The sequence below is a fragment of the Micromonospora polyrhachis genome, assembly GCF_014203835.1.
Taxonomy (GTDB): domain Bacteria; phylum Actinomycetota; class Actinomycetes; order Mycobacteriales; family Micromonosporaceae; genus Micromonospora_H; species Micromonospora_H polyrhachis.
The window spans coordinates 5,282,582-5,306,271 of sequence record NZ_JACHJW010000001.1 but is presented as its reverse complement, the minus strand read 5'-3'; the positions used below and the strand labels follow the sequence as shown (position 1 = coordinate 5,306,271).

Annotated in this window: 18 protein-coding genes; 7 read left to right on the top strand and 11 right to left on the bottom strand. The window is 68.7% G+C overall.

Annotated elements, in window-relative coordinates:
* Position 1 precedes the first annotated feature (1 nt).
* The 3 genes from FHR38_RS23500 to FHR38_RS23490 all read right to left on the bottom strand — a co-directional run bounded on the left by FHR38_RS23500 (position 2) and on the right by FHR38_RS23490 (position 2,501).
* Positions 2 to 1,189: an aminotransferase class I/II-fold pyridoxal phosphate-dependent enzyme gene (locus FHR38_RS23500; RefSeq protein WP_184536700.1), complete on the bottom strand. Its 1,188-nt coding sequence runs from the start codon at positions 1,187 to 1,189 to the stop codon at positions 2 to 4.
* 27 nt (positions 1,190 to 1,216) lie between these two features.
* A complete protein-coding gene (locus FHR38_RS23495; protein ID WP_184536699.1) occupies positions 1,217 to 1,471 on the bottom strand; it encodes a phosphopantetheine-binding protein in 255 nt (84 codons plus the stop codon).
* Positions 1,472 to 1,544: 73 nt separating this feature from the next.
* The gene (locus FHR38_RS23490; protein ID WP_221449150.1) at positions 1,545 to 2,501 is read right to left on the bottom strand and encodes a DMT family transporter; all 957 of its coding nucleotides are present in this window, start codon (positions 2,499 to 2,501) and stop codon (positions 1,545 to 1,547) included.
* A 345-nt stretch (positions 2,502 to 2,846) separates the two neighbouring features.
* On the opposite strand from FHR38_RS23490, the gene FHR38_RS23485 reads away from it, so the two are divergent.
* The 3 genes from FHR38_RS23485 (at position 2,847) to FHR38_RS23475 (ending at position 6,572) form a co-directional block, all read left to right on the top strand.
* Positions 2,847 to 3,848 (top strand): LysR family transcriptional regulator, encoded by a 1,002-nt coding sequence (locus FHR38_RS23485; RefSeq protein ID WP_184536697.1) that lies wholly within the window; start codon positions 2,847 to 2,849, stop codon positions 3,846 to 3,848.
* A 110-nt stretch (positions 3,849 to 3,958) separates the two neighbouring features.
* Positions 3,959 to 4,906, top strand: coding sequence for a lipoyl synthase (gene lipA / locus FHR38_RS23480; RefSeq protein WP_184536696.1), 948 nt, complete (start codon positions 3,959 to 3,961; stop codon positions 4,904 to 4,906).
* A gap of 175 nt (positions 4,907 to 5,081) precedes the next feature.
* A complete protein-coding gene (locus FHR38_RS23475) occupies positions 5,082 to 6,572 on the top strand; it encodes an NAD(P)/FAD-dependent oxidoreductase (RefSeq protein ID WP_184536695.1) in 1,491 nt (496 codons plus the stop codon).
* Between the two features lie 98 nt (positions 6,573 to 6,670).
* Here FHR38_RS23475 and FHR38_RS23470 read toward each other — a convergent pair whose 3' ends face one another.
* Positions 6,671 to 9,586, bottom strand: a complete 2,916-nt coding sequence (locus FHR38_RS23470) for a helix-turn-helix transcriptional regulator (protein WP_312882365.1) — start codon at positions 9,584 to 9,586, stop codon at positions 6,671 to 6,673.
* A gap of 511 nt (positions 9,587 to 10,097) precedes the next feature.
* Between FHR38_RS23470 and FHR38_RS23465 the strand changes: the two genes are divergently transcribed.
* Positions 10,098 to 10,784 (top strand): DUF4191 domain-containing protein, encoded by a 687-nt coding sequence (locus FHR38_RS23465; protein WP_184536694.1) that lies wholly within the window; start codon positions 10,098 to 10,100, stop codon positions 10,782 to 10,784.
* A gap of 154 nt (positions 10,785 to 10,938) precedes the next feature.
* Here FHR38_RS23465 and FHR38_RS23460 read toward each other — a convergent pair whose 3' ends face one another.
* The gene (locus FHR38_RS23460) at positions 10,939 to 11,523 is read right to left on the bottom strand and encodes a hypothetical protein (protein WP_184536693.1); all 585 of its coding nucleotides are present in this window, start codon (positions 11,521 to 11,523) and stop codon (positions 10,939 to 10,941) included.
* Between the two features lie 365 nt (positions 11,524 to 11,888).
* The gene (locus FHR38_RS23455; protein WP_184540103.1) at positions 11,889 to 12,308 is read right to left on the bottom strand and encodes an RDD family protein; all 420 of its coding nucleotides are present in this window, start codon (positions 12,306 to 12,308) and stop codon (positions 11,889 to 11,891) included.
* A gap of 332 nt (positions 12,309 to 12,640) precedes the next feature.
* Here FHR38_RS23455 and glnA point away from each other — a divergent pair, with 332 nt between their 5' ends.
* Positions 12,641 to 14,065: a type I glutamate--ammonia ligase gene (gene glnA, locus FHR38_RS23450; protein ID WP_184536692.1), complete on the top strand. Its 1,425-nt coding sequence runs from the start codon at positions 12,641 to 12,643 to the stop codon at positions 14,063 to 14,065.
* Between the two features lie 216 nt (positions 14,066 to 14,281).
* Here the strand turns inward: glnA and mptB are convergent, their stop codons facing one another.
* The 4 genes from mptB to FHR38_RS23430 are packed head-to-tail and all read right to left on the bottom strand — an operon-like array spanning position 14,282 to position 21,283.
* The gene (mptB, locus tag FHR38_RS23445; RefSeq protein ID WP_184536691.1) at positions 14,282 to 15,712 is read right to left on the bottom strand and encodes a polyprenol phosphomannose-dependent alpha 1,6 mannosyltransferase MptB; all 1,431 of its coding nucleotides are present in this window, start codon (positions 15,710 to 15,712) and stop codon (positions 14,282 to 14,284) included.
* A 38-nt stretch (positions 15,713 to 15,750) separates the two neighbouring features.
* Positions 15,751 to 17,343 carry a hypothetical protein gene (locus FHR38_RS23440; RefSeq protein WP_184536690.1) on the bottom strand — a complete coding sequence of 531 codons (1,593 nt, stop codon included), beginning with the start codon at positions 17,341 to 17,343 and terminating at the stop codon, positions 15,751 to 15,753.
* The gene (locus tag FHR38_RS23435) at positions 17,336 to 20,506 is read right to left on the bottom strand and encodes a bifunctional [glutamine synthetase] adenylyltransferase/[glutamine synthetase]-adenylyl-L-tyrosine phosphorylase (protein ID WP_184536689.1); all 3,171 of its coding nucleotides are present in this window, start codon (positions 20,504 to 20,506) and stop codon (positions 17,336 to 17,338) included. The genes FHR38_RS23440 and FHR38_RS23435 overlap by 8 nt, the downstream gene beginning before the upstream one ends.
* A 9-nt stretch (positions 20,507 to 20,515) precedes the next feature.
* A complete protein-coding gene (locus tag FHR38_RS23430) occupies positions 20,516 to 21,283 on the bottom strand; it encodes a type 1 glutamine amidotransferase (RefSeq protein WP_184536688.1) in 768 nt (255 codons plus the stop codon).
* A gap of 161 nt (positions 21,284 to 21,444) precedes the next feature.
* Here FHR38_RS23430 and FHR38_RS23425 point away from each other — a divergent pair, with 161 nt between their 5' ends.
* Together FHR38_RS23425 and FHR38_RS23420 are read left to right on the top strand one after the other, a co-directional pair.
* Positions 21,445 to 22,368 carry a S66 peptidase family protein gene (locus FHR38_RS23425; protein WP_184536687.1) on the top strand — a complete coding sequence of 308 codons (924 nt, stop codon included), beginning with the start codon at positions 21,445 to 21,447 and terminating at the stop codon, positions 22,366 to 22,368.
* A gap of 89 nt (positions 22,369 to 22,457) precedes the next feature.
* Positions 22,458 to 22,625 carry a hypothetical protein gene (locus FHR38_RS23420; protein ID WP_221449148.1) on the top strand — a complete coding sequence of 56 codons (168 nt, stop codon included), beginning with the start codon at positions 22,458 to 22,460 and terminating at the stop codon, positions 22,623 to 22,625.
* 139 nt (positions 22,626 to 22,764) lie between these two features.
* On the opposite strand, the gene FHR38_RS23415 is transcribed toward FHR38_RS23420, so the two are convergent.
* Positions 22,765 to 23,685 (bottom strand): LysR family transcriptional regulator, encoded by a 921-nt coding sequence (locus FHR38_RS23415; RefSeq protein WP_184536686.1) that lies wholly within the window; start codon positions 23,683 to 23,685, stop codon positions 22,765 to 22,767.
* Positions 23,686 to 23,690: the final 5 nt, after the last annotated feature.

The following is a 23,690-nucleotide window of genomic DNA, read 5'->3' as shown; positions in this document are numbered from 1 at the left end:
CCTAGAAGGCGAACTCCCGGCTGGCCTCGACGATCAGCGCGACGAGGCGTTCACACTCCTCGGTGCTGTGGCCGGCGGTGATCCCGATCCGAAGTCGCCCGGTGTTCTGCGGCACGTGCGGGTAGACGAAGGTGGCGGTGAAGATTCCCCGCTCCATCAGCCAGTTGGCGACGGCCACCGTCTTGTCCTCGTCCCGGACCAGCACCGGAACGATGTGGCTGCGGGTGTTCATCAGGTCTATGCCGGCAGCCCGTAACCCGGTGAGCACCAGCTGGACGTTGACGTCGAGGCGACGACGCAGGTCGGCACCGGATTCCGCGAGCAGCCGCAGCGAGGCGAGGGTCGCCCCGGCCGCCGCCGGGGCCGATCCCCGCGAACTCGTGTACGACGGGGCCATGTAGCGCAGTTGACGTTCGATCTCGCTGTTGGTCAACACGAACCCGCCGGTGCTGCCGAGCGCCTTGCTCATCGTCGCGACCACCGCGTCGACCCGATCCAGCACGCCGTAGTACTCGGCGACACCCAGGCCGTTCGGGCCGACCACACCAAAGGAGTGCGCCTCGTCCACGACGATCCGCGCGTCGTACCGGTCGGCCAGGGCGGCGATCTGGTCCAACGGGGCGAAGTCGCCGTCGGCGCTGTAGAGACCGTCGACGATGACGATGCGCCGACGTTTGTCACCCGACCGTTGCAGCAGGCTCTCCAGCTTGGCCATGTTGTTGTGCGGGAAGGTACGCACCTCGGCTCCGGAGAGCTGGCTGCCCATGAAGATGGAGACGTGGTCGGTGCGGTCGTTGATGATGACGTCGTCCTTCGAGGCCATGGCGGTGATCACGGCCAGGTTCGCCGCCATGCCGGAGGGAAAGAGGATGGCGGAGTCCAGCGGTGACATCGCGCGGAGTGTGGCCTCGATGTTGTGGTGCAGCCGGGTGTGACCGCAGAGCAGTTGCGCTCCGTACGTGTTGGTGCCGTACCGCCGGACGGCGTCGATCGCGGCCTCCTTGAGCACCGGACTCTGGGACAGACCGAGGTAGTCGCAGGAGCCGAACATGGTGAGCGCGGGATACCGGTCGGTGGCGACGAGGTTGCCGTCATTGGATTCGATCACGGGGAAGAACGGCGAGACACCCGCCCGCTCCCACTCCTGGTACATGTCCTGCAGCGCGGTGGTCCTGGTGTCGACGGTCATGGTCAAAGTCCTTCCGTTTCTGCCTGGTCAGAGTTCGGCGGAGATGGCGCGTAGCAGGTCGGCGACGCTCGTGTCCCGGTTGATCTCGAAGGTCTCGACCAGGTCCAGCCCGACGCCCAACTGCCGCTCCAGGTTCATCAGGACCTCGGAGAAGGTCAGCGAGTCCATGTCGAGTTCGTTCAGCTTTCCGGCAAGGGTGACGTTCTGGTGGCCTGTCTCCTCTTCGATCTGCTGGATGACGAGCTTTTCGAGGGTGTCGAGATCCGTCGGCTGCGTGGTCATGAGCTCTCCCGGCTGAGATGTGGGCAGGGTGCATGGCGAGTGCGGCACTGCACTCGTCAGAAGGAGGGGTCGGTCAGCGAATGGACCGGTCGAGGGGGCGGTTCTTCGCGGGGGTCTTCTTCGCCGTGGTGCCCCCGATGAGCCCTTGGCTGACCATGATTCCCACGATGACGATCACCGCCCCGACGGGCTGGTTCCACGAGAGGCGCTCGTCGAGCGCGACGATGCCCAGCGCGACCCCGACGAGGGGTGAGACGTAGGTGACGGTGGAGGCCGGGGTGGCACCCCACCGGTTCACGATGTGGGTGTTCCAGATGTAGGCGATGCCGCTGGCGAGGATGCCCAGCACCAACAGGCTGAGCACGATGCCGGTGTCGAAACGCATCGGCGTGGTGATGAAGAAGGGGGAGACGACCAGCATCATCGCGGCTGAGAGCGTCACCTGGACGGCGGCGACGGTCGCGGCGTCGCAGTCGTACTTGCCGGTGACGAAGCGGCGCAGGTAGGTGAAGGCGAGTCCGTAGCTGGCCGTCCCGACGAGGCAGGCCAACTGGGCCAGGCCGGTACCGGACAGTTCGTTCAGCTGCTGCAGCAACTGCCAGGGTGCCAGCACGATCAGGATCCCGAGGGCACCGACGAGGATGCCGGCGGATCGCAGCGGTCCCATCTTCTCGGCCGGCAGCACCGCGACCCCGATGGCCATCGTCATCAGCGGGGTGGTCGCGTTGTAGATGCTGGACAGGCCGGAGGGTATGTGCTGGGCCGCCCAGGCGAAGAGCAGCAGCGGCAGTACGCAGAGCAGAAAGCCCACGACGGCGAGGTGCCGGATGAGGGTGAGGTCGCGGGGCCAGCGGCGGCGGGTCACCAGCAGGATGAGGTTGAGGGTGAGGGCACCGAGGAGGAGCCGGCCGAGCACCAGCTGCTGCGGGGAGAGGCCGCCGACGGCGATCTTGATGGAAAAGAAGCTCGATCCCCAGGTCAGGGAGAGCGCCACGTAGGCGGCGAGCACACCAAGACTCGAGCGCGACACCGAACGCAGCCCAACGGCTTTGGACATCTACTTCCCCCGTAAGCGTGGCTTTCTCACCGTGGGTACCCGAGTTCCCACGACCGGTCATTGACCTGTTTCAACGTTCGCGGAAGAATCATCCGGTCCGCAAATTAGATCGACTCATGGACCCATGAGCGATCTTTATCGTCGATGACCAGGGCTGAAGAAGGTTCGTGGGCTGTTTTTCGGGTCTTCATGCGGCTGTTCGCAGGGGCGGGCGACGCCCGGTTCCACCGGGTGTCCCGATGCCTCTGCCTGCCGATCGGCCCGAACTCCACTCGCAGGCGAGACCGGCGAGGTGCCCCGAACGGTGAGGGGGGAACCATGCCGGACGAACCACGGGCGAGCAGGCGGGCAAGCGAACGGCATCAGGGTGCACGGCCGGCTGGTGACGCCCTGAAGATCACGGTGGCGCAGCTGAGGGCCTTCGTCGCCGCTGTCGACTACCGGGGATTCGGTCGCGCGGCGACGGCACTGCGGGCCACCCAACCCGCTGTCTCGCACGCGGTGACCAGCCTGGAACGCCTCCTCGGCGCTCCGGTGCTCCGCCGCCACCCCGACGTGATACCGACCCTGCTGGGTCACCAACTACTACCGCACGCACGGACCATCCTGACCTCGCTGAAGGCGATGGCGGTCGTGGCCGAGAACCATGTCGACCGCCACACCGAGGTGGTCCGGCTGGCCGCGCCGGCGACCGCCTGTCAGGCGATGGTCCCCGGGTGGGTCGCCAGCTGGCGGGAGTACCTGCCGGAGATCACCGTGAAGGTCTTCGAGGCGGACGACAGCGAGATGATGCCCTGGCTGGAGGAGGACATCGTGGACGCCGCGGTGCTGATCAACCCCGACCCATGGCCGGACGGGGGTGTGGTGGTGATGCGGGACGCCTACGAGGCCGTGGTCCACAAGGACCACCCGTACGCGGGCGAGCCCGCCATCTCCATTCACGACCTGCTCGACGACCCGGTGGTCGTCTCGACGGGCGGATGCTACGGCGACGTGATGCGGATCTGCCGGGAGGCGGACCGCAACTTCCGACCCGCACACCGGGTACGCGAGTTGCGCGCGCTGCTCGGCATGGTCGCCGACCACGTCGGGGTGACGATCCTGCCGTCCCTGGGCAGACCACTGCTCACTCCCCACCTCACCATGGTGCCGCTCGAGCCGGTGGTGCGTCGGACCCTGGTCTTCACCGGCCCGACGGGACGGCCGTGGAACCCGGTCGTGACCGTGCTGCGGGATCATCTCGCTCGGCAGCCGGCACCGGACTGGCACGGGTCCGATTCGATGCCGGCCAACCGGGCGGAGCCGGAACCCAGCCGGTGACGGCGACGCCTCGGGCGCGACGGGACGTGAGCGGTGTCACGACCGGCAGCGTCGTGAGCCGTGTCGCCTAATCTTCATCGACCAGCACCGTCGGGCGTACGCTCGGCGTTGTGACGATTGCTCCCGATGGTCGACGACTGCTGCGCATTGAGACCCGTAACGCCGAGACGCCGATCGAGCGCAAACCGCCGTGGATCAAGGTCAAGGCCAAGATGGGGCCCGAGTTCACCCAGATGCGCGGCCTGGTGTCCCGGGAGGGCCTGCACACGGTCTGTCAGGAGGCCGGCTGCCCCAACATCTACGAGTGTTGGGAGGACCGAGAGGCCACCTTCCTCATCGGCGGCGACCAGTGCACCCGGCGGTGCGACTTCTGCCAGATCGACACCGGGAAGCCCGCCGAGTTCGACGCCGACGAGCCGCGCCGGGTCGGGGAGTCGGTCGCCACGATGGGGCTGCGGTACGCCACCGTCACGGGGGTCGCCCGGGATGACCTGCCGGACGGGGGTGCCTGGCTCTACGCCGAGACGGTGCGTCAGATCCACGCGCTCCAGCCCGGCTGCGGGGTGGAGCTGCTGATCCCCGACTTCAACGGCGACCCGACACAGTTGGCCGAGGTGTTCACCGCCCGGCCGGAGGTGCTCGCCCACAACGTGGAGACCGTGCCCCGCATCTTCAAGCGGATCCGGCCCGGGTTCCGCTACGAGCGCTCGCTCGACGTGATCACCCAGGCCCGCGCGGCCGGGCTGGTCACGAAGTCCAACCTGATCCTCGGCATGGGCGAGGAGCGAAGCGAGATCTCGCAGGCGCTGCGCGACCTGCACGACGCCGGCTGTGAGTTGATCACCATCACGCAGTACCTGCGCCCCACCCCTCGACACCACCCGGTGGAGCGCTGGGTCAAGCCGGAGGAGTTCGTGGAGCTGCGTGAGGAGGCCGAGCAGATTGGTTTCGTCGGCGTGATGAGCGGGCCGTTGGTGCGTTCGTCGTACCGGGCGGGTCGGCTCTACCGGCAGGCGATCGACGCACGTGACGCGGCCGCGGTGGCGACCCCACGATAGGGCGACCGCCCCCGTCAATCACTTGTCTTCCGGAGACCGTCACCGACGTCCACCCAGGGAACTGACAGCGGCGAATCGCCCATCAGGGTGATAGCCGTGCTAAATTCCGCCCGTCCGACGCTGGCGGCGCGGCAGGGTGGTTGCCAGCATTACCTCGAAGGTGATGAATTAGAGCATGACGACATCCCCCCGTACGGTAATCATCGGTGCTGGACCGGCTGGTCTGACTGCGGCGTACGAGCTCACCAAACGCAATGCCAGCGTCCAGGTCTTCGAAGCCGACGACGTGGTCGGGGGGATCAGCCGCACGGTCGAACGGGACGGGTGGCGGTTCGACATCGGCGGGCACCGCTTCTTCACGAAGGTCGCGCAGGTCGAGGCGTTGTGGCACGAGATCCTGCCGGACGAGGACTTCCTGCTCCGTCCCCGAATGAGCCGGATCCACTACCGCGAGAAGTTCTTCGACTACCCTTTGAAGGCCGGTAACGCGCTGGGCAACCTGGGGATCGTCGAGGCGATCCGCTGTGTCGGCTCCTACGTGTGGGCGCAGGTCCGGCCGCCCAAGGATCAGAGCCACTTCGAGGGCTGGGTAATCGCCCGATTTGGCAAACGGCTCTATTCGATCTTCTTCAAGACGTACAGCGAGAAGTTGTGGGGCATCCCGGCGACCGAATTGCAGGCCGCCTGGGCAGCCCAGCGGATCAAGAACCTCTCGCTGTTCAACGCGGTGATCAACGCGCTGATGCCGAAGCGCAACCAGAAGGACATCACCAGTCTGATCGAGGAGTTCCAATACCCGAAGCTCGGGCCGGGCATGATGTGGGAACGCTGCGCGGAGCACGTCGGGAAGGCGGGTGGCGTGGTCACCATGAACACCTGGGCCAAGACCGTCCACCGGGAGGACGGCCGCGCCGTGGCGGTCACCGTGGCGGATGCCGAGGGGGAACGACGGGTCGAGGCCGACCACGTCGTGTCGACCATGCCGCTGTCGCAACTCATCCACGCCATGGATCCGCCCGCACCGGAGCGGGTCCGTACCGCAGCCGACCAGTTGCGCTACCGCGACTTCCTCACCGTGGCCCTGGTCGTCCCGCAGGAGGCCGGTTTCCCCGACAACTGGATCTACGTACACACTCCCGGGGTCAGGGTCGGCCGGATCCAGAACTTCGGCTCCTGGTCGCCCTACCTCGTGCAGGACGGATACACCTGTCTCGGGCTGGAGTTCTTCGTCAACGAGGGCGACGACCTGTGGGACTCCACCGACGAGGACCTGATCGCCCTCGGCACCCGGGAGCTGGAGCAGCTCAAGCTGGTCACGTCGGGCGCGGTGAGCGCCGGCTTCGTGGTCCGGATGCCCAAGGCGTACCCGGTCTACGACGAGGGTTATGAGGAGTCCGTCGACACCATCCGGCACTGGCTGGCCGAGGCGGTACCGAACGTGCACCCGGTCGGACGGAACGGCATGCACCGCTACAACAACCAGGACCACTCCATGCTCACCGCCATGCTCACCGTGGAGAACATCCTCGACGGCACCGACCACGACGTCTGGCAGGTCAACGTCGAGGAGGAGTACCACGAGGAGAAGCGCCCGACGCAGCGGAGCGGCGGCGAGCACGGTACCGGCCGGGCCGCCCCGGTCCTGCCGAAAAAGGCCGTACGCTGACCGTCCCGCTCGCCACCGATCAGCTGGTCCGCCAGGTGCCTGAGCGGGGGTGAGCCCGGTGCCTGAGGTGGTCCGCCAGGTGCGCTAGGGGGTGCGCCTCAGGCCGCGGTGCCCGCTGGCGGGTCGAGCAGACCGAGGCGGTGCGCGACCGCCGCCGCCTCGACCCGGTTGGTGACGTCCAGCTTGGCGATGATCCGGGACACGTGGACGCTGGCCGTCTTCGGTGAGATGAAGAGCTGCTCGGCGATCCGGCTGTTGCTGTGTCCCTCGGCCACCAGGCGCAGCACCTCCCGCTCCCGGCCGGTGAGCAGGTCCGGCCCGGCCCGCCCGGTGCCGGTCAGGCCGACCCGGCGGGCCAGGGTCACCGCCTGCTTCCGGAGCAGTACCGCGCCCAGGCTCTCGGCGATGGCGGTCGCCTCACCGATCGAGGCGGCGACCGTGGCCCGGTCTCCGGCTGCGGCGGAGGCCTGGGCCAGCCCGAGCAACGCCCGCCCCAGCGGGTACGGCTGCCCGTCCACCCGCCAGGCGGAAACCGCAGCCTTCCAGGCAGTCAGTGCGTCGGTCTCGTCGGCCAGGCCGGCGGCCACCTCTGCGGCGTACGCCCGTTCGGCCGGGTGCCGGGTCATACCGACGGCGGCCGCCGCACAGAGCTGGTCGAGCAGCGGTCGGTCCGCCCCGGCGGCGGCGACCCGGGTCGCCGCCGCCAGCACAGCCCACCGGTAGCGGGGATGATCGCTGTCGGTGGTCGCGCAGAGCGCCTCGCGCGCGGCAACCAGCCCGGCCGACAGATCTCCACCGGCGTACGCCGCCTCGATCCGCAACTCGTGCAGCATCAGTCGTTTGATCACGTCGAGGTAGCGGCGACCGAGAAAAGCCAGCGCCCGGGCGACGAGGTCGTCAGCACCGGGATTGCCCCGGGCCAGCCACAGCCGGGCCCGTACCTGCAACCAGTGCAGGCCCAGCGCACCAGGCGGGTCGAGCCGGGCAGCCTGGGCGCACAGTTCCTCCGCCTCGTCCCAACGACCGAGTGCCACCAACGCCTCGGCCTGGTTGGAGAAGAGGAACGCACCGGTGGAACGGCTGATGCCGACCTGCCGCGCACAGTCCACTCCCCGCTCGGCTGCCTTCGCCGACTCCGCGTACCGGCCCAGTTCGAAGAGCGCATCCGAGCTGTTGACCAGTACGGCCACCAGCCCCGGCTGGTCACCGATCGTCCGGGCCAGGTCCTCGGCTCGGGCGAGCGCGGCCAATCGGCTCTCATCGGCCACGTGCCAGCACTTGACCTGTAGATTGGCCAGCTCGGCGGAGAACAGTGACGCCGGATCGTCTAGTGCCCGCGCCGAGGCCATCACCGCTTCGGCGATCAGCGGCGCTTCCGCCGCGTCGACCTTGCCTAGTTGGTTGGCTATCTCGGCCAGCAGTTGTACCCGTTCCGGATCGTCGTCCAGCTCCGCGATCAGGTGGTAGGCCGCCCACGTCTCGTGGGCACCGTCGTCGGTGCCGAGCAGGCGCAGCAACCGGCCGCGTCGCTCCAGCAGCCGGGCGGTCCGCAACGGTTCGGCCGCCCGGTCCACCTCTGCCAGCGCCGCCCGGGTCAGGGTCACCGCCCGGCCATGGTCACCGGCGGTCCACGTCGCCCACAGGGTCTCCTCCAGCAGGTCGAGATGCCTCATGCCGAGCCGCTCGGCGGCGTCCGGCACCTGTTCCCACAGTTCCAGCACCCGTTCCAGCAGCCGGCTCTGCTCCGCGTACGCGTACCGGGCAGCGGCCGCCTTGGCCGCGGCCAGGGCGGCGGTCAGCGCCCGGGGATGGTCGTGTGCGGCGTACCAGTGGTGGGCGACCTCGGCCGGCGCACGCCCGGCGGCAACCAGCTGCGGCTGCTCCTCGATGGCGGTCGCGTAGCGGGCGTGCAGTCGGCTGTGCTCGCCGGGGAGCAGTTCGTCATGGACGGCCTCGCGTACCAGCGCGTGCCGGAACTCGTATCCGCCGTCCGGATCGGCGACGACCAGTTGCGCGGCGACCGCCGTGCGCAGCGCGTCCTCCAGCTCCGCCTCGGGCTCCCCGGCGACGGTGGCGAGCAGGTCGTGACTGAGCCGGTTTCCCCCGGCGGCGGCGATCCGCAAGACCCGCTGTGCCGATTCGGGTAGCCGGTCAACTCGGGCCAGCAGCAGGTCGCGCAGGGTGCCGGGCAGGTCCGCACAGCCGGCCGGGTCACCGGCGGCGACGAGTTCCTCGATGAAGAACGGGTTGCCCTGTGCCCGGTCGTGGATGTTGTCGATCGCCCGCGTCATCGGTTCGGTGCCGAGCAGGTCGGTCAGGATCGCGGCGGTGCCGTCCCGGTCCAGGCGGGCCAGGTCCACCCGCTCGACACCCCGGGTCCGGTCGAGTTCGGCCAGGAACGGGCGCAACGGATGTCCCCGGTGCAGTTCGTCCGAACGGTAGGTGCAGGCCAGCATGACCCGCGCTGTCCGGGCCGCGCGGATCAGGAAGGAGATCAGATCGCGGGTGGAGCGGTCGGCCCAGTGCAGGTCCTCGATCACCAACACCAGCGGCGCGTCGGCGGCCAGCCGGGCGAACAGCTCGCCGACCAGCTCGAACAGGTAGCCCTGGTGGATATCAAGGCCGGTCGGCGGGACGTTCGAACTGCTCGGACCGAGCGGGGCCCGCCCCGGCGTCCGGGCCAGCTCGGGCAGCAGGCGGGCGAACTCGTGCTCGTAGCCGTCGAAGACCTCGCTGCCGTCGCGGCGGAGCACGGCCCGTAGTGCGGCGGCGAACGGTGCGAACGGCAGTCCCTGTTCGCCGAGTTCGAGGCACTGGCCGACCAGCAACCGGCCGCCGTCGGCGACGACGAGCCGGCCGAACTCCTCGACCAGCCGGCTCTTACCGACCCCGGCCTCACCGCCCACCAGCACCGCCGCCGGCTCACCGCCGCGTACGCGCTGGTATGTCTCGCGGAGGGCGGCGAGTTCGGTCTGACGACCGACGAGGACGGTGCTGGTGGCGCGGAGAGTCACGACATCGAGGATGTCACGCCGGAGCGGGGGGCGATCATGTCCGGTCCCCACGATCCACGGCGTGGACCAGGTGACGGTCACCGAACGGTACGACCAGCCGTGCGGTGCCATAGCCCGCTCCAGCGCCCTGAACGACCGTGTCGTGGCTGGCCGGTCAGGGATCGGGCGAGCCGGTCTGCGTTCGCCTCGGCCCGTAGTTCCTCGGCGCGGGACCGATGGAGTTGAAGTACGAAGTGCGCATCGGTGCTCGACATGGCTTCCTCCTGAGGAAGTAGTGGTTCCTGCCGAGCACTACTTTTCGCTGGAAGGTCCCCTGGTCACATGGGGTTCGCGCCCGATCCTCGGCGACTACCCGCCTCCTTACCCAACCTTCGGACGAGCGTCCGCCCGGGTAAGGTCCTTACCTCCGACCCGCCGGACCACCGTCTTCCGACACCATGCGCCGCTGTATCAGGCACGGAGTGCCGGACGCGGGTCAGCGTGGTCCGAGCGGGCCACTACACTCCGAGCCATGGCAAAACCCCAGGAGAAGGTGTCGTTCGGCCAACGGCTGAAGCAGATCGGGATGGTTTTCTCGTTCACTGCGAAACGCGACAAGTGGTTCGTACCGCTGGCCGCCGCCGCGGTGCTGATCCCGCTCGCGCTCGCCGTGGTGGCGGTCATGTTCTGGGGTTGGTTCTGGCTGCCGATCGGCATCCTGGTCGCGCTGCTCGCCCTGCTGATCGTGCTGAACCTGCGCTCGAACACGGCGATGATGAGCGCCGCCGAGGGACAGCCGGGTGCCGCAGCTTCGATCATGGAGAGCATGCGAGGCGACTGGCGGGTGACCCCGGCCATCAGCTCGACCACCCAGATGGACATGGTGCACCTGGTCATCGGTCGTCCCGGTGTGATCCTCCTCGCCGAGGGCAACCCGCATCGGGTGCGCGGGCTGCTCGGCCAGGAGAAGCGACGGCTGGCCAAGGTGATCGGCACCGCCCCGATCTTCGATTACATGATCGGTCAGGGCGAGAACGAGCTACCCGTCCGCAAGCTGCGGATGACCCTGATGCGACTCCCCCGCAACCTCAGCGGTAAGGATGTCAACGCCCTGGACAAGCGCTTGAAGGCGCTCTCCGCCCGGCCGCAGATGCCCAAGGGCGCTATCCCCAAGAACATGCGACCGCCGGGCTTCCGGGGTGCCGGTCGCCAGCGCTGAAAGGTTAGGAAGGGCCCCTTCTTATCGGGTCTCGCATAGGAAGGAGCCTTCCTAACACGGCGCTGCGAGTGCAGAGAGCAAAACGGGCTCCCGACCGGATGTCGTCCGGTCGGGAGCCCGTTGCGGTTCGGTTATCTGTCAGTTGCTGGTCGGGTCAGCTGTTCCAGTGCTCGGCAACCAGGTCAGCAGCCTGGGTCTCCCACTGCGCATAGTGGAACGGGTACGCCGACACCTGAACCTTCTGCGCCGCCTGCGTCAACGGCATCTCCTGCCAACCGTCAACCTGCTTCAGACCCTTCAGGAACGCCGTCGTCGAGTACTCCGGATCCGTGATCTGCTCCACCGAACCCCAACCCGAAGACGGACGCTGCTGGAACAGACCCTGCGAGTCGTGATCATTCCGGTCACCCAGATGACCCAGGTTCTCCAACTTCGACTCCTGCAGGCTCGTCGCGATCGCCACCACAGCGGCCCGCTCGTCCATACCAGCCTTCTTCGTAGCCTTGACGATCGCCTTCACGTTACCGGTCTGCTCACCGTTCAACGGGATCCGCGACTGCTCACCCTGCACACCGTGCGGGATCAGCTTGTCCATGGCCGGCTTGTCAGCCTGCACCACACCCACCGACTTGACCGGAGCGGCAACCGCCGGGTCGGCCAGCGCCGGACCCGCGAACACACCACCGGTGAAAGCAAGACCAGCAGCAGCAAGCACACTCTTACGCAGAATCGTGTTCATGACAAAGCTCCAATACGGGGGAAAGGAAACGCCTCCCGGGGGACAGAAGACGCCAGGGAGCAGACACACACAGATGCCGCTCACCTGAAAGAAGGGGGGAAAGAATCAGAACGCCACACCCAACCCCGAGGTCCCGGGGCGGGGGCGTAGACAAGATGTAACGACCGGCCAGCCACCAACATTCCAGCGACCCCGATGCCATCTGAAGAGATGACCGCGCGCCGCTCGGCTAGGAAGACAGCGCTACTCGGTCGTACGCGAGATATAACCACCCGCCGGCCGCCAACATTCCGCGCCAGCCCGCCGGCAGCCTGTTGATCATGAACGTAAATCGGACATCCGACCCGGACAGGGTCGGGCAGGGATCAATCCCTGGCGGCTGCTGACGAGGTTGTCGGCGGCCTTGTCGCAGCCGTCGGGACCATCACCGAGCCGACTGCTCGGTCATGGAGACCACGCCGCTGGTGATCCATGATCAGCGTAGGGATCACCAGGGAGAGCAGCGCTCCGCGCACCAGCCCACGAATGACGCCGATCCGCCCGCCGTGGGCGTATGAGACACACCTGACCCGGGTCAGCCACATTCCGGGCGTCTGCGCAAAGAGACCGACAAACAGGGCATACTCGCCGATGAGTACGGCGACCGGCGGCCAGCCGTCGCGCAGCGGATCACCGAAGAAGTTGGCGACCAGCAGACAGAGCACCCAGTCGATGATCAACGCACCGAAGCGGCGCCCCAGATCGGCCGGGGCAAGATCAGGGTCGGCTGCGGGTGGGACGGCCATCGCGTGAGCATCCTGCTGTATCGCCACGGAGAGTCAGGGTATCCGTCATTCCTGGGAGAGCCGGCACCGGCCACCCCGGGGGGAAGACCATCTCCCCCGGTCCGGCCCTGGCCCGCCGACCTGACCAGCGCAGATAGGGTGAATTCCGACAAGGCGTTATCAAGCATCACTCGCGGGTATGTCCCGAGAGCGGCTGCTGGCGGCCCGACCGGCGGGGATGACGCTCCGCGAATGACGTAACACGGCAGAAACACTGAAGACATGCCCGGGCAACCCCGCCGCCATAGCGTCGCCAACAGCCTAGCCACCCAGTGGACGTGCCAGGAGGACGTGTGTTCGCCAACCCCGAGGAACTCCTGCGATACCTCAAGAACGAGGACGTGAAGTTCGTCGACGTACGTTTCTGTGACCTGCCCGGCGTGATGCAGCACTTCAACCTGCCGGTCGAGTCGTTCGACGACAGCGTCTTCACCGATGGTCTCGCCTTCGACGGATCGTCGATCCGCGGCTTCCAGGCCATCCACGAATCGGACATGCTGCTGCTGCCCGACGTCGCCACCGCCTTCATCGACCCGTTCCGGGCCCAGAAGACGCTGGCGCTCAACTTCTTCATCCACGACCCGTTCACGCGGGAGGCCTACTCCCGCGACCCGCGCAACGTGGCGAAGAAGGCCGAGACCTACCTCGCCGCCAGCGGCATCGCCGACACCGCCTACTTCGGCGCCGAGGCGGAGTTCTACATCTTCGACTCCATCCGGCACGAGACCTCGGCCCACCAGGCGTACTACTACATCGACTCGATCGAGGGTGCCTGGAACAGCGGCCGGGAGGAGCCGGGCGGCAACCGGGGCTACAAGACCGCGTACAAGGGTGGCTACTTCCCGGTGCCGCCGGTCGACCACTTCGCCGACCTGCGGGACAGCATCGTGCGCCGGCTGATCGACACCGGCTTCACCGTCGAGCGCTCGCACCACGAGGTGGGCACCGGCGGTCAGGCCGAGATCAACTACAAGTTCTCGACGCTGCTGCACGCCGGCGACCAGATGCAACTGTTCAAGTACCTGGTCAAGAACGAGGTCTGGGCCGCCGGCAAGACCGCGACCTTCATGCCCAAGCCGCTCTTCGGCGACAACGGCTCCGGCATGCACACCCACCAGAGCCTGTGGCTGAACGGTGAGCCGCTGTTCTACGACGAGACCGGTTACGCCGGGCTCTCCGACATGGCCCGCTGGTACATCGGTGGCCTGCTGCACCACGCACCGTCGCTGCTGGCCTTCACCAACCCGACGGTCAACTCGTACCGCCGGCTGGTGCCGGGCTTCGAGGCCCCGGTCAACCTGGTCTACTCGCAGCGCAACCGCTCCGCCTGCACCCGCATCCCGGTCACCGGCAGCAACCCCAAGGCCAAGCGGGTCGAGTTCCGCGTGCCGGACCCGTCGGCCAACGTCTACCTCGCCTTCTCGGCGATGCTGATGGCCGGTCTCGACGGTATCAAGAGCAAGATCGAGCCGCCGGAGCCGATCGACAAGGACCTGTACGACCTGCCGCCGGAGGAGTGGGGCACGGTCAAGCAGGTGCCAGGCTCACTGCCCGAGGTGCTCGACGCGCTGGAAGCCGACCACGACTACCTGCTCGAAGGCGGCGTCTTCACGCCGGACCTGATCTCGACCTGGGTGGACTGGAAGCGGGCCAATGAGGTCGACCCGGTCCGCCTGCGGCCGACCCCGCACGAGTTCGCGATGTACTTCGACTGCTGACCCCAGATCAGCAGTTAGGAAGGGCCCCTTCCGCTCGTTCTTCCTAGGGCATGGGCCCTTCCTAACACCCGAGCGAACGACGAGTCGGGCCGATCCGCCACCTGCGGGTCGGCCCGCTCGCTTTCTACCGGCTTGTCAGCACTCGGCTACGAACGCCTGTCGGGAGGTGGCCAGCTTCGTCAGAACCGGCTGCCGGTCCTAATCCAGGTGCCGGTCCTACCCAGGATGGCTGCGTGCCGTGCCGATGTTCTGCCGTATGACGGCAGAGATACCTACGCATCCTCGCGCCACAACCAGGACCACCAGAAAGGTCATCACCCATACGCCAGGAAACTTGGTGAACCTGGCCAGGTTCGTGCCATCCGGCAGGGTAAGGAAGGTGGCAAGGGCAAAGGGCAGCAGAAACCACTGGCTGGATCCGACGGTAACCGCCAGTACGGCCAGCGGCCACACCGCGTACCAGGGATGAAAGACAGGGGCCAGCACAACCGTGGCCGCTAGTGCGATCCCCGCGCCCATCATGGGTGAGCCTGTCCGGGCCCGCCACCACAACGCAACAAGCACCAGGGCAAGTACGACGAGCGCCACGACGCGGACCAGTGGCACGGCATCGAATCGCACACCGAACAGCCGGCCGACATATTCAATGGCAAGCCCAACCGCGGTTGGGGCCGATGTCCACTGAATCGAGTCGCCGCTGCGGGTCAGGCCGTTCACCCATCCCCAGCCGAGCCCTGAAGCGGTCGTCGTGGCCAGGACGCTGAGAACAGCTCCGCCCACAACCCAGCCGCCATGACGGAGCAACGCGCGCAGCCGGTATGGACCAGGCGCAGCAATGAGCGCGGCAAACGGGACAACCACCCCGGCGGTGACCTTCACCCCGATCGCAAGACCGAGCAGTGCACCACCAACGAGCAGGCTCCAGCTTCGGCCTGGTCGGGCAACGATGACCAACAGACCAGCAACCATCAGGCCGACCATCAGGGCATCGTTGTGCGCGCCAGAGACGAGATGGACCGCGACGATCGGGCAGCCGAGCATGAGCCAAAGTGCTCGCTCTCCGGACGCCCCGCAGCGACGGGCAAGGGCTGGTAGGCAGCCTGCCGCCAGCACGACGCCCAGTACCGCGACGACCCGCAGCACCACGATCGTGCCGACCAGTGTCCCGCCCAGTGCGGCAGCCGCCCCGGCCAGCAGCACGAACACCGGTCCGTAGGGCGCTGGCGAATCCCACCACATCGGTGAAACCGACTGCAGCCAGGGGCAGCCAAGTTCTGCGACACCTGCCGAATACGGGTTTTCCCCAGTTGTGTAGACCGCGCCCTGGCATGCGTACGAGTAGACGTCCCGGCTGCCCATCGGGGGAGCCACGACGAGCGGTAGCAGCCACAGTCCGACGGTCACGTACGCCCACCGGGTCGACGGCACACCGCGCCGGGCGTACCACCAGGCTCCGACGAGCAGCCCGGTGCCGATCAGCCAGGTGCTGACGATCAGCGGCCCGTACTCGCCCTGCCAGATGGTCAGCGGAGTCACCCCGCCGTGCCAGGTCGGCTTCACCCCGCCGAGGTACGCACTGACAGCCAGCAGTATCGCTCCAGCTAGACCGGCGTATCGGACGAGGTGGTACCGGGACACGGTGCCCATCGTGTCACAGCCCGCATCAGGTGCCTGGTCCCGGCTGGTCAGCAGAACGGCCCCGGTCTTAGCCCGCTGGAGATCGACTGCTCGCCTGCAGTGGTGCTCCGTACGATGGTCCACCCCTCGGGGTCAGGGGCAAGACAACCACCCGTGCCGTCGAGCGTCAACCAGCGAGACCAATGCAACCTGACCAGCACCTCGCCGGGCCCGTCCGCATGGAAACGGACTCCGTTCTGCGTCGATTCGAGAAGTCGACCTGGCGCGTTGACCAGGGGGGCGGCATCGACAACCGCATAGAGCCGCCAGGTCGCATCCCGCCACACCTCCCGCAGGTACGGCGTACCTGCGACCACCAGGGCAGCCTCTTCGCGGGCGTACCGGTCCGGCGGGCTGGCCGATGCGAGTGCCACGTAGCTGACCGCGTTCCGTTTCAGCCAGGTGTGGTAGTCGTCCGAACTCAGGCCGGTGCGATAGAAGAGCGGGTTGCGGTCCACGTCGACCTGCCGCTCCCAACCTCGGGCTAGTGGCACGACCGCCGCAACGTGCGTGGACTCCCAGTGATCACGAAGCGGGACCACCTCGACGCGCCCAACTGGGCCACGTCGCTGCAGCTCGTCGAGCAGCGGCCGATAGAAGGCCGCGCTCGGCTCCACTCCACCCATCCGCCCCAGGTCGCTGGTCATGACCGGGGGCTGCCACCAGACAGTGGCGGCGAGCAGCGCGGCGAGCCACCGACGATCCAGCGTGGCGAAGGCGGCCAGCACCGGCACGGCGAACAACATCGGCAGCCGCATCGCGTTGGAGCCGATCGGACTGGGCAGATAGTAGGCCAGGACCAGCAGCAACGCGGTGAGTGCGGCTCCGAACCGCACCACCCGCTGCTGACGGGGCAGCACCAGGAGGACCACGACCGCCAACGCCACGTTGATTCGCATGGACTCGGCAGTGAACGGTTGCACACCGCCGTTGCCGAACAGGAGCGCCATCGGTGCGAGTGCGATGGCCGGGGCCAGGCACAACACCAGGCTCTCGGGCAGTTGGCGCCCCAATCGCCAGCCATCATCCGTGCGCCTCGACAGGGCAGCCAGAAGGAGCGCTCCTCCTGCCACGCCGACGTACAGGCCCGCCACCGGACTGGCCCAGGTCGCCACCGCGGCCAGCACCGCAGCCAGCCCGAGCCGGATGCCACGCGGCAGCCGGCGTCGTACAGAGAGGACGGCGAGCGCCATCAGCGCGAAAGCCAGACCGACCGCAAACGTGATCCGGCCGCTGACCAGGTTTCCGACCAGCACCGCAGCACCGAGCACGCCACCGAGCAACGGACGGTGCGCATCCCACCGCAGCAATAGGTAGCCCAGGGCTGCGGCCGACACGACCGCGGCAACCGCGCCGACGAGGCGTACCCCGAAGGCTGCCCCCAGAGCGGCGGTGAAGAGGCTGTAGCCGAACTGGTTGACGCCGCCGTACCAGCCGAAGTCGATCGGGGCATAGCCGTGCCGGGCAAAGAAGTCGGCACGGGCGACCTGCGCGGACAGGTCGGTGCCCATCGGCGGGGCGAGCAGGAACGCCACCGCGAGCACGACAGCCGTGCCCACGATGGTGGCGACGATCCGGCCGGTTCGGTGCCGGTCAGGCATCGAGGACGTGCTCCACGGCGGTGCGGGACCGCCGCCCGGCCCGCAGGTAGTCGTCGAGGAACTCGCCGGGGTCGTCGCCGCCGAGCAGGCGCACCACACCGGCAAGCTCGACCCCGTGCCGGGGCAACTGGTCCCCGGCCCGGCCCCGGACCAGCATCAGCGCGTTGCGTACCCGGGCGGCCGTGGTCCAGCCGGCGGCCATCGCGGCGGCGTCCGCCGGGTCGAGCAGGCCGGCGTCCGCGGCGGCGGCCAGGGCGTCGAGGGTACGCGTCCCGCGCAGTTGCGGATGCTGCCCGGCGTACCGCAGTTGGAGCAGCTGTACCGCCCACTCGACGTCGGCCAGCCCACCCCGGCCGAGTTTGGTGTGGGTGGCCGGATCGGCACCCCGGGGTAGGCGTTCGGTTTCCACCCGGGCCTTGATCCGCCGGATCTCGACCACCTGTTCCCGGGTCAGCCCCCGGTCGGGGTAGCGCACCGGCTCGATCATCGCCTCGAACTCGTTTCCCAGCTCGGCGTCACCGCAGACGAACCGGGCGCGTAGCAGCGCCTGTGCCTCCCACACCTTCGACCAGCGCGCGTAGTACTGGGCGTAGGCGGCAAGGCTGCGTACCAGGGGTCCCTGCCGGCCCTCGGGGCGTAGGTCCGCGTCGACACCCAGCGGCGGGTCGGGAGCCGGCATGCCGAGCAGCCGGCGTAGTTCCTCGGCGACGGCGTGCGCGGCGGCGCTGGCGGTGCCGTCGGCCATCCCGGCCGGCGGGTCGTAGACGAAGAGCACGTCGGCGTCGGAGAGGTAGTTCATCTCGTAGCCGCCGAGCCGACCCATGCCGATGACCGCGAACCGCAGGCCGGGCGGTACCGGTTGCGCCACCCGAGCGGTGTGCAGCGCGGCGGCGAGGGTGGCGTCGGTGACCGCAGAGAGCCCCGCCCCGATGGCGAGTACGTCGAGGCCATCGGCCTTCTCCGGGGCCAGTGGGCCGGCGTGGCGCAGCACGTCGGCGCTGGCCAGTCGGACGAGTTCCCGGCGGCGTAGGGCCCGTACCGCGTGGATCGCCTCGGGCGCCCGGGACGGGCGGACGGTGGCACCGGTGACCGGGACGCTGGTGTCGGTCAGGTGTCGGTTGGCCGCCGCGATGAACCCGTCGCAGAGCACCTGCTTGTTCCGGGGAGTCAGCTCCGCATCCTCGGCCAGCAGGCGTAACGCCTCCGGGTCCCGGGCCAGCAGGTCGGCGACGTACCGGGACAGGCTCAGTTCGCGGGCCAGTCGGCGGGCCACCGGCCCCTCGTCGCGGAGCAGCCGCAGGTACCACGGCGTGCGGCCGAGCTTGTCGGAAACCTGGCGGTAGTTGAGCAGCCCCCGGTCCGGTTCCGGCGCATCGGCGAAGTCCTGTAGCAGTACGGGCAGCAGGGTGCGTTGGATCGCGGCGGTGCGGGTCAGGCCGCCGGTCAGCGCCTGGATGTGCCGAAGCGCCCCGGCCGGGTCGGCAAAGCCGAGCACCTCCAACCGCGCACGGGCCGCCGCAGGTGTCATCCGCAGCCCGTCGGCGGGCACCCGGGCGACCGCCTCCAGCAGGGGCCGGTAGAGCAGTTTGGCGTGCAGCCGACGTACCTCGGTGGCGTGGGTGACCCAGTCGGCGCGGAACGCCGCGACGGCGTCCCGGCCGGGGGTGGCGGCGTAGCCCAGTGCGTGCGCCAGCCAGCGGAGCGCCACCGGATCGGCCGGTACGGTGTGCGTCCGGCGCAGGCCGCGCAGCTGGAGCCGGTGCTCGACGCCGCGCAGGAAACGGTAGCCACGCAGCAGCGACTCGCCGTCGGCGCGACCGACGTATCCGCCGTTGACCAGGGCCTTCAAAGCGGGGATGGTGCCCGGTGCGCGCAGTGTCTCGTCGGCCCGACCGTGCACCAGTTGGAGGAGCTGCACGGCGAACTCGATGTCGCGCAGGCCGCCCGGCCCGCGTTTGATCTCCCGGTCCTGCTCGCCGGGCGGGATGTTCTCGATGATCTTGCGGCGCATGGCCCGGATGTCCGGGACCGCCTCCGGCCGCTCCGCCGCCGACCAGACCATCGGGGCGAGCTGTTCCATCCACTCCTGGGCCAGGGCGAGGTCACCGGCCGCCGGCCGGGCCTTGAGCAACGCCTGGAACTCCCAGGTGCGCGCCCACCGCCGGTAGTAGGCCAGGTGGCTGGCGAGGGTACGCACCAGCGGCCCACGGTTGCCCTCGGGGCGCAGTGCGGCATCCACCGGCCAGGCGACCAGCCCACAGATGTGGATCAGTCGGGTGGCGACCGTGGTCGCGGCGGGCAGGTCCTCGTCCGTGTCGGCCACGAAGATGACGTCCACGTCCGAGACGTAGTTGAGTTCGTCGCCGCCGCACTTACCCATGGCCACCACCGCCAGTCGAGGCGTCGGTGTGCCTGCTGGCAGCTCGCTGACCGCCAGGTCGTACGCGGCGCTGAGGGTGGCGTCGGCCAACGCCGACAGCGCCGCCATGACCTGCTCCAGGCTGCGCGCGCCGGTCAGGTCGGCCGCCGCGATCCGCAGCAACGCCAACCGGTACGCCTGCCGCAGCATCGGGATGCGGGCGGCGGGCCGGCTGGTCCTCTCGTCGTCGAAGGCCAGCGTGAGCGTCCCGTCGGCGGTGGGAGCCAGCCCGTCCGCCCCGGTCGCCAGGGCACGCCACTGGTGCGGATTGGCGACCAGGTGATCACCGAGCGCGGACGACGCGCCGAGTACGGCGACCAGTCGGCGCCGCAGCCCCACATCCGTACGCAGGGCGGTGAGCAGTGCACTGGCCTCCTGCTGCTCGGTGCGCTGCCCGGCTTTCTCGGCCTGCCGTTGGGCCTGCTCGGTGCGCTGCTCGGCTTTCTCGGCCTGCCGTTGGGCCTGCTCGGTGCGCTGCTCGGCCTGCCGTTGGGCCTGCTCGGTGCGCTGCTCTGCCTCGGCGATGCGGTGCAGCTGACGCAGGGCCAGGTCCGGGTCGATGGCCCGACCCAGCATGGTGATCAGTTCGCCAGCTACCGGGTCGACCGGCTCCTGGGTCTCCGGGTTCCACCAGCCCAGCCCGGTCGGGCCGAGCAGGTCACCCGCCCGGCCGCCGTCGTCGCCGTCGGCCACCCCGAAGCCGTACCGGGCGAGCCGGCCCTGGGTGCTCGTCGGTCTGGTCATCGCCGAGCCTCAGTGACCGAGTAGCGGCAGGTCGCGCCGGGGTTGCGCCCCGGCCAGCTCACCTCGGGCCAGTGCGGCGAACCGGATCGCGAACGGATGCCACACCTCCTCGATGTCGGCCATCACCGCGTCGCAGGCGGCGACTACCGCCTCGGGGTCGTAACCCAGCTCGGCGCACAGCCGCGAGTCGGTCGCCCAATCGGCGATCATCGCGGTGTCCGGCTCGATGTGGAACTGCAACCCCCAGGCCCGGTCCCCCATCCGGAACGCCTGGTGCGGGTAGCGGGTCGAGGCGGCCAGCAGCACCGCGTCGCGGGGTAGTTCGGTGATCTCGTCGGCGTGCCACTGCAGCACGTCGGGGATCAGCGGCACCCACTTGAACAGCGGGTCGTCGTCGGCCGCGTCCCGCTTCCCGACCAGCGCCGGCCCGACCTCCGGCCCGGACGGGCTGCGCTCGACCAGCCCGGCGTGCGCGGTTGCCAGCAGTTGTGCACCCAGGCAGATCCCCAGCGTCGCCACCCGGTACCGGACCGCCTTGCGCAGCAGCCCTTCGAGGGCCGGGAACCAGGGTGCCCCGGGGCTGCCGTCAGGCAGCGGATAGGGCGGCTGCGGACCTCCGAGCACCACCAGCGCCGCGAAGCCGTCCAGGTCCGCCGGCAGTTCGTCCCCGGCGTACGGGCGAAGGATGTGCAGGTCGAGGCCCCCCTCGATCAGCCACTCCCCCAGCCGGCGGGGGTCGTCCGTCGGGTCGTTCTCGATCACCAGCGCGGTTGCCACGAGTCGAGGCTATCCCCTGCCGTTCGGTCCCCCGCTCGCGCCGGCCCCCTCAATTGTTGATCAAGAAGTTTGCGTCACAACGGACCAGCGCCATGACGCGATTCTCTCGATCAACAAGTGTGACGCTAGATCAACAAGTGTGGCCGCTAGGCTCGGGCGTTATGACCGAGGCCGTACGACCGCCCGCCCTGCGCCGCGGCGACACCGTGATGCTGGTGTCCCCGTCCGGGCCGACCCGGCCGGAACGGGTGGCCCGGGGCATCGAGTTGATCAGCGGCTGGGGCCTACGGCCGGTGCTCGCCCCGAACGTCTACGCCCGGCAGGGCTATCTCGCCGGTGGCGACGAGTTGCGGGCCGCCGACATCGACACGGCGTTCGCCGATCCGGACGTACGCGGGATTCTCTGCACCCGGGGCGGCTACGGCGCGCAACGCGTGGTCGACCAGATCGACATGGCGGTGGTCCGACGCAACCCGAAGGTGGTCGCCGGCTTCTCCGACATCACCGCATTGCAGTTCGCGCTCTGGCGGGGGGCCCGGCTGGCCAGCGTGCACGGGCCGGGAGCGGCCTGGCTGGACGAGCGCACCCCGCCGGAGTCGGCCGAGTCGCTGCGTGCCGCGCTGATGAGCACCGAACCGGTGACGGTGACCCGGGTGCCCACCGAGGAGACGGCCCCGGTGCTGGTCCCCGGTACGGCCACCGGCCCGCTGATCGGCGGAAACCTGTGCCTGGTCGTCTCGTCGTTGGGTACCCCGGACATGCCGGACCTGGCCGGCGCGATCCTGCTGATCGAGGATGTCGAGGAGCCGCCGTACAAGGTGGACCGGATGCTCACCCAGCTACGCCGGGCCGGGGTGCTGGCGAAGCTCGCCGGGGTGGCGGTGGGACAGTTCACCAACTGCGCCGACGACTGGGCGGTGACCGTGTCTGATGTGATCGCCGAGCGGCTGGGCGACCTGGGGGTGCCGGTGCTCGGCGGGCTGCCGATCGGACACGGCGTCGGTCAGCTCACCGTCCCGATCGGCGTACCGGCGACGTTGAACGCGAGCGCGGGAACGCTCGTAGTCTCCCCCGCCGTGCAATAGGTCTCCGACAAGGTTCGCGTGCTTGGTCGCCGGCACCGGCCCGGTTCACCGAGCCTGACCCAAGCGACGCGCGCCGCAAGCGAGTGCAGGTGACCCCTCGGGGTCATGAGCTGATGGCCATCGGCGGCGCACTCTTCGACGACGTGCGCAGCCGCTGGGAAGCCCGAACAGGATCCGAACAGCTCGAAGCCCTGGAAACACACCTGGCCCAGCTCACGGTGCACCGCTCGTTCACTGCCGAGGACCTACAAGACTGATCCTGTGAAGCCGCCGACCGCTACCCAGCTCGCGACCGCGGTCACGTCCACACAGCCTTGATCGAGTTGGGGTCGCTACGGCCGGTCGTCTGCCGAGTAGAGCGCGGAGGGTTGGTTACTCTCCGGACATCTTCCTGCGTCAGTTATCGCGAACCAGAAGATTTTCCGCAGATCTGAGGAAGTGCGCGACGAGAAGGTTGGTGTCTGCGGAGCGAGTGGCGATGACCACTTGGCAGGGTTCGATTTCCTCAACGGGAATGGTGACGAGGTCCTGGCGGAGGGTGAAGCGCCGGTCGTCGGCCGGCACGAGGGCAATGGCGCGTCCGTCGGCGATGGCTTCGAGTTTGTCCTCGAAGGTATCGACGAGCGTGGGACCGAGTGGCGCGGGATCGCCGTTCGGTCGGGGTTCGAGTCGCCAGAAGGTGGTCCACTGTGTACCCATGCCCGCGCAGGCGACAAGTGGTTCGCCGGCAATGTCGTCGATGGTGACTGATTCCTTGCCGGCAAGGCGGTGGGATGCAGGCACGAGCAGGACCCGGGGTTCGTCGTAGAGGACAGTCACGTCGACGTCGCCGGCCAGGATCGGCAGCGGCGTACGCGTGACAAGCGCGTCGACCTGCCGGTCGAGCAGGGCGCCGGCTTGCTGCGAGTCGAGGTGGCGGGTGCGGACATGGGCGTCGGGGTGGCGGTAGCGCAGGTCGCGTACGGCAGGCGTGATGACGAGGTCGTCCACGTATCCGATGGTGATCGTGCGCGCTGGTGCTGCGGCGCGCGCGGTAAGCACTGCCTGCTGGGCACCGTGTAGTAGCTTCTGCGCCTGCGGAAGGAACGCCGCACCGGCGGCGGTGAGCCTGCTGCCCTGAGTGGTGCGCTCCAGGAGGCGTACGCCGAGGGCGTTTTCCAGCCGCTGGATCTGGCGGCTCAGGGAGGGCTGGGCGACGCGCAGGACATCGGCCGCACGCGCAAAGTTCAGATGCTCGGCGACGGCCGTGAAATACCGAACCAGCCGCAGATCCAGATCGGGACCGGATGCCAGGGCGGGCGGGGCTTCGTCGGGCATATCCG

Bases quoted from the DNA above. Each gene is read 5' to 3' on its own strand.
- FHR38_RS23425 (WP_184536687.1), top strand. From the start codon at position 21,445: ATGACCGAGGCCGTACGACCGCCCGCCCTGCGCCGCGGCGACACCGTG.
- FHR38_RS23440 (WP_184536690.1), bottom strand. From the start codon at position 17,343: ATGCCTGACCGGCACCGAACCGGCCGGATCGTCGCCACCATCGTGGGC.
- FHR38_RS23460 (WP_184536693.1), bottom strand. From the start codon at position 11,523: ATGAACACGATTCTGCGTAAGAGTGTGCTTGCTGCTGCTGGTCTTGCT.
- FHR38_RS23475 (WP_184536695.1), top strand. From the start codon at position 5,082: ATGACGACATCCCCCCGTACGGTAATCATCGGTGCTGGACCGGCTGGT.
- mptB (WP_184536691.1), bottom strand. From the start codon at position 15,712: ATGGGCACCGTGTCCCGGTACCACCTCGTCCGATACGCCGGTCTAGCT.
- FHR38_RS23455 (WP_184540103.1), bottom strand. From the start codon at position 12,308: ATGGCCGTCCCACCCGCAGCCGACCCTGATCTTGCCCCGGCCGATCTG.
- FHR38_RS23500 (WP_184536700.1), bottom strand. From the start codon at position 1,189: ATGACCGTCGACACCAGGACCACCGCGCTGCAGGACATGTACCAGGAG.
- FHR38_RS23415 (WP_184536686.1), bottom strand. From the start codon at position 23,685: ATGCCCGACGAAGCCCCGCCCGCCCTGGCATCCGGTCCCGATCTGGAT.
- FHR38_RS23495 (WP_184536699.1), bottom strand. From the start codon at position 1,471: ATGACCACGCAGCCGACGGATCTCGACACCCTCGAAAAGCTCGTCATC.
- FHR38_RS23465 (WP_184536694.1), top strand. From the start codon at position 10,098: ATGGCAAAACCCCAGGAGAAGGTGTCGTTCGGCCAACGGCTGAAGCAG.
- FHR38_RS23485 (WP_184536697.1), top strand. From the start codon at position 2,847: ATGCCGGACGAACCACGGGCGAGCAGGCGGGCAAGCGAACGGCATCAG.
- FHR38_RS23435 (WP_184536689.1), bottom strand. From the start codon at position 20,506: ATGACCAGACCGACGAGCACCCAGGGCCGGCTCGCCCGGTACGGCTTC.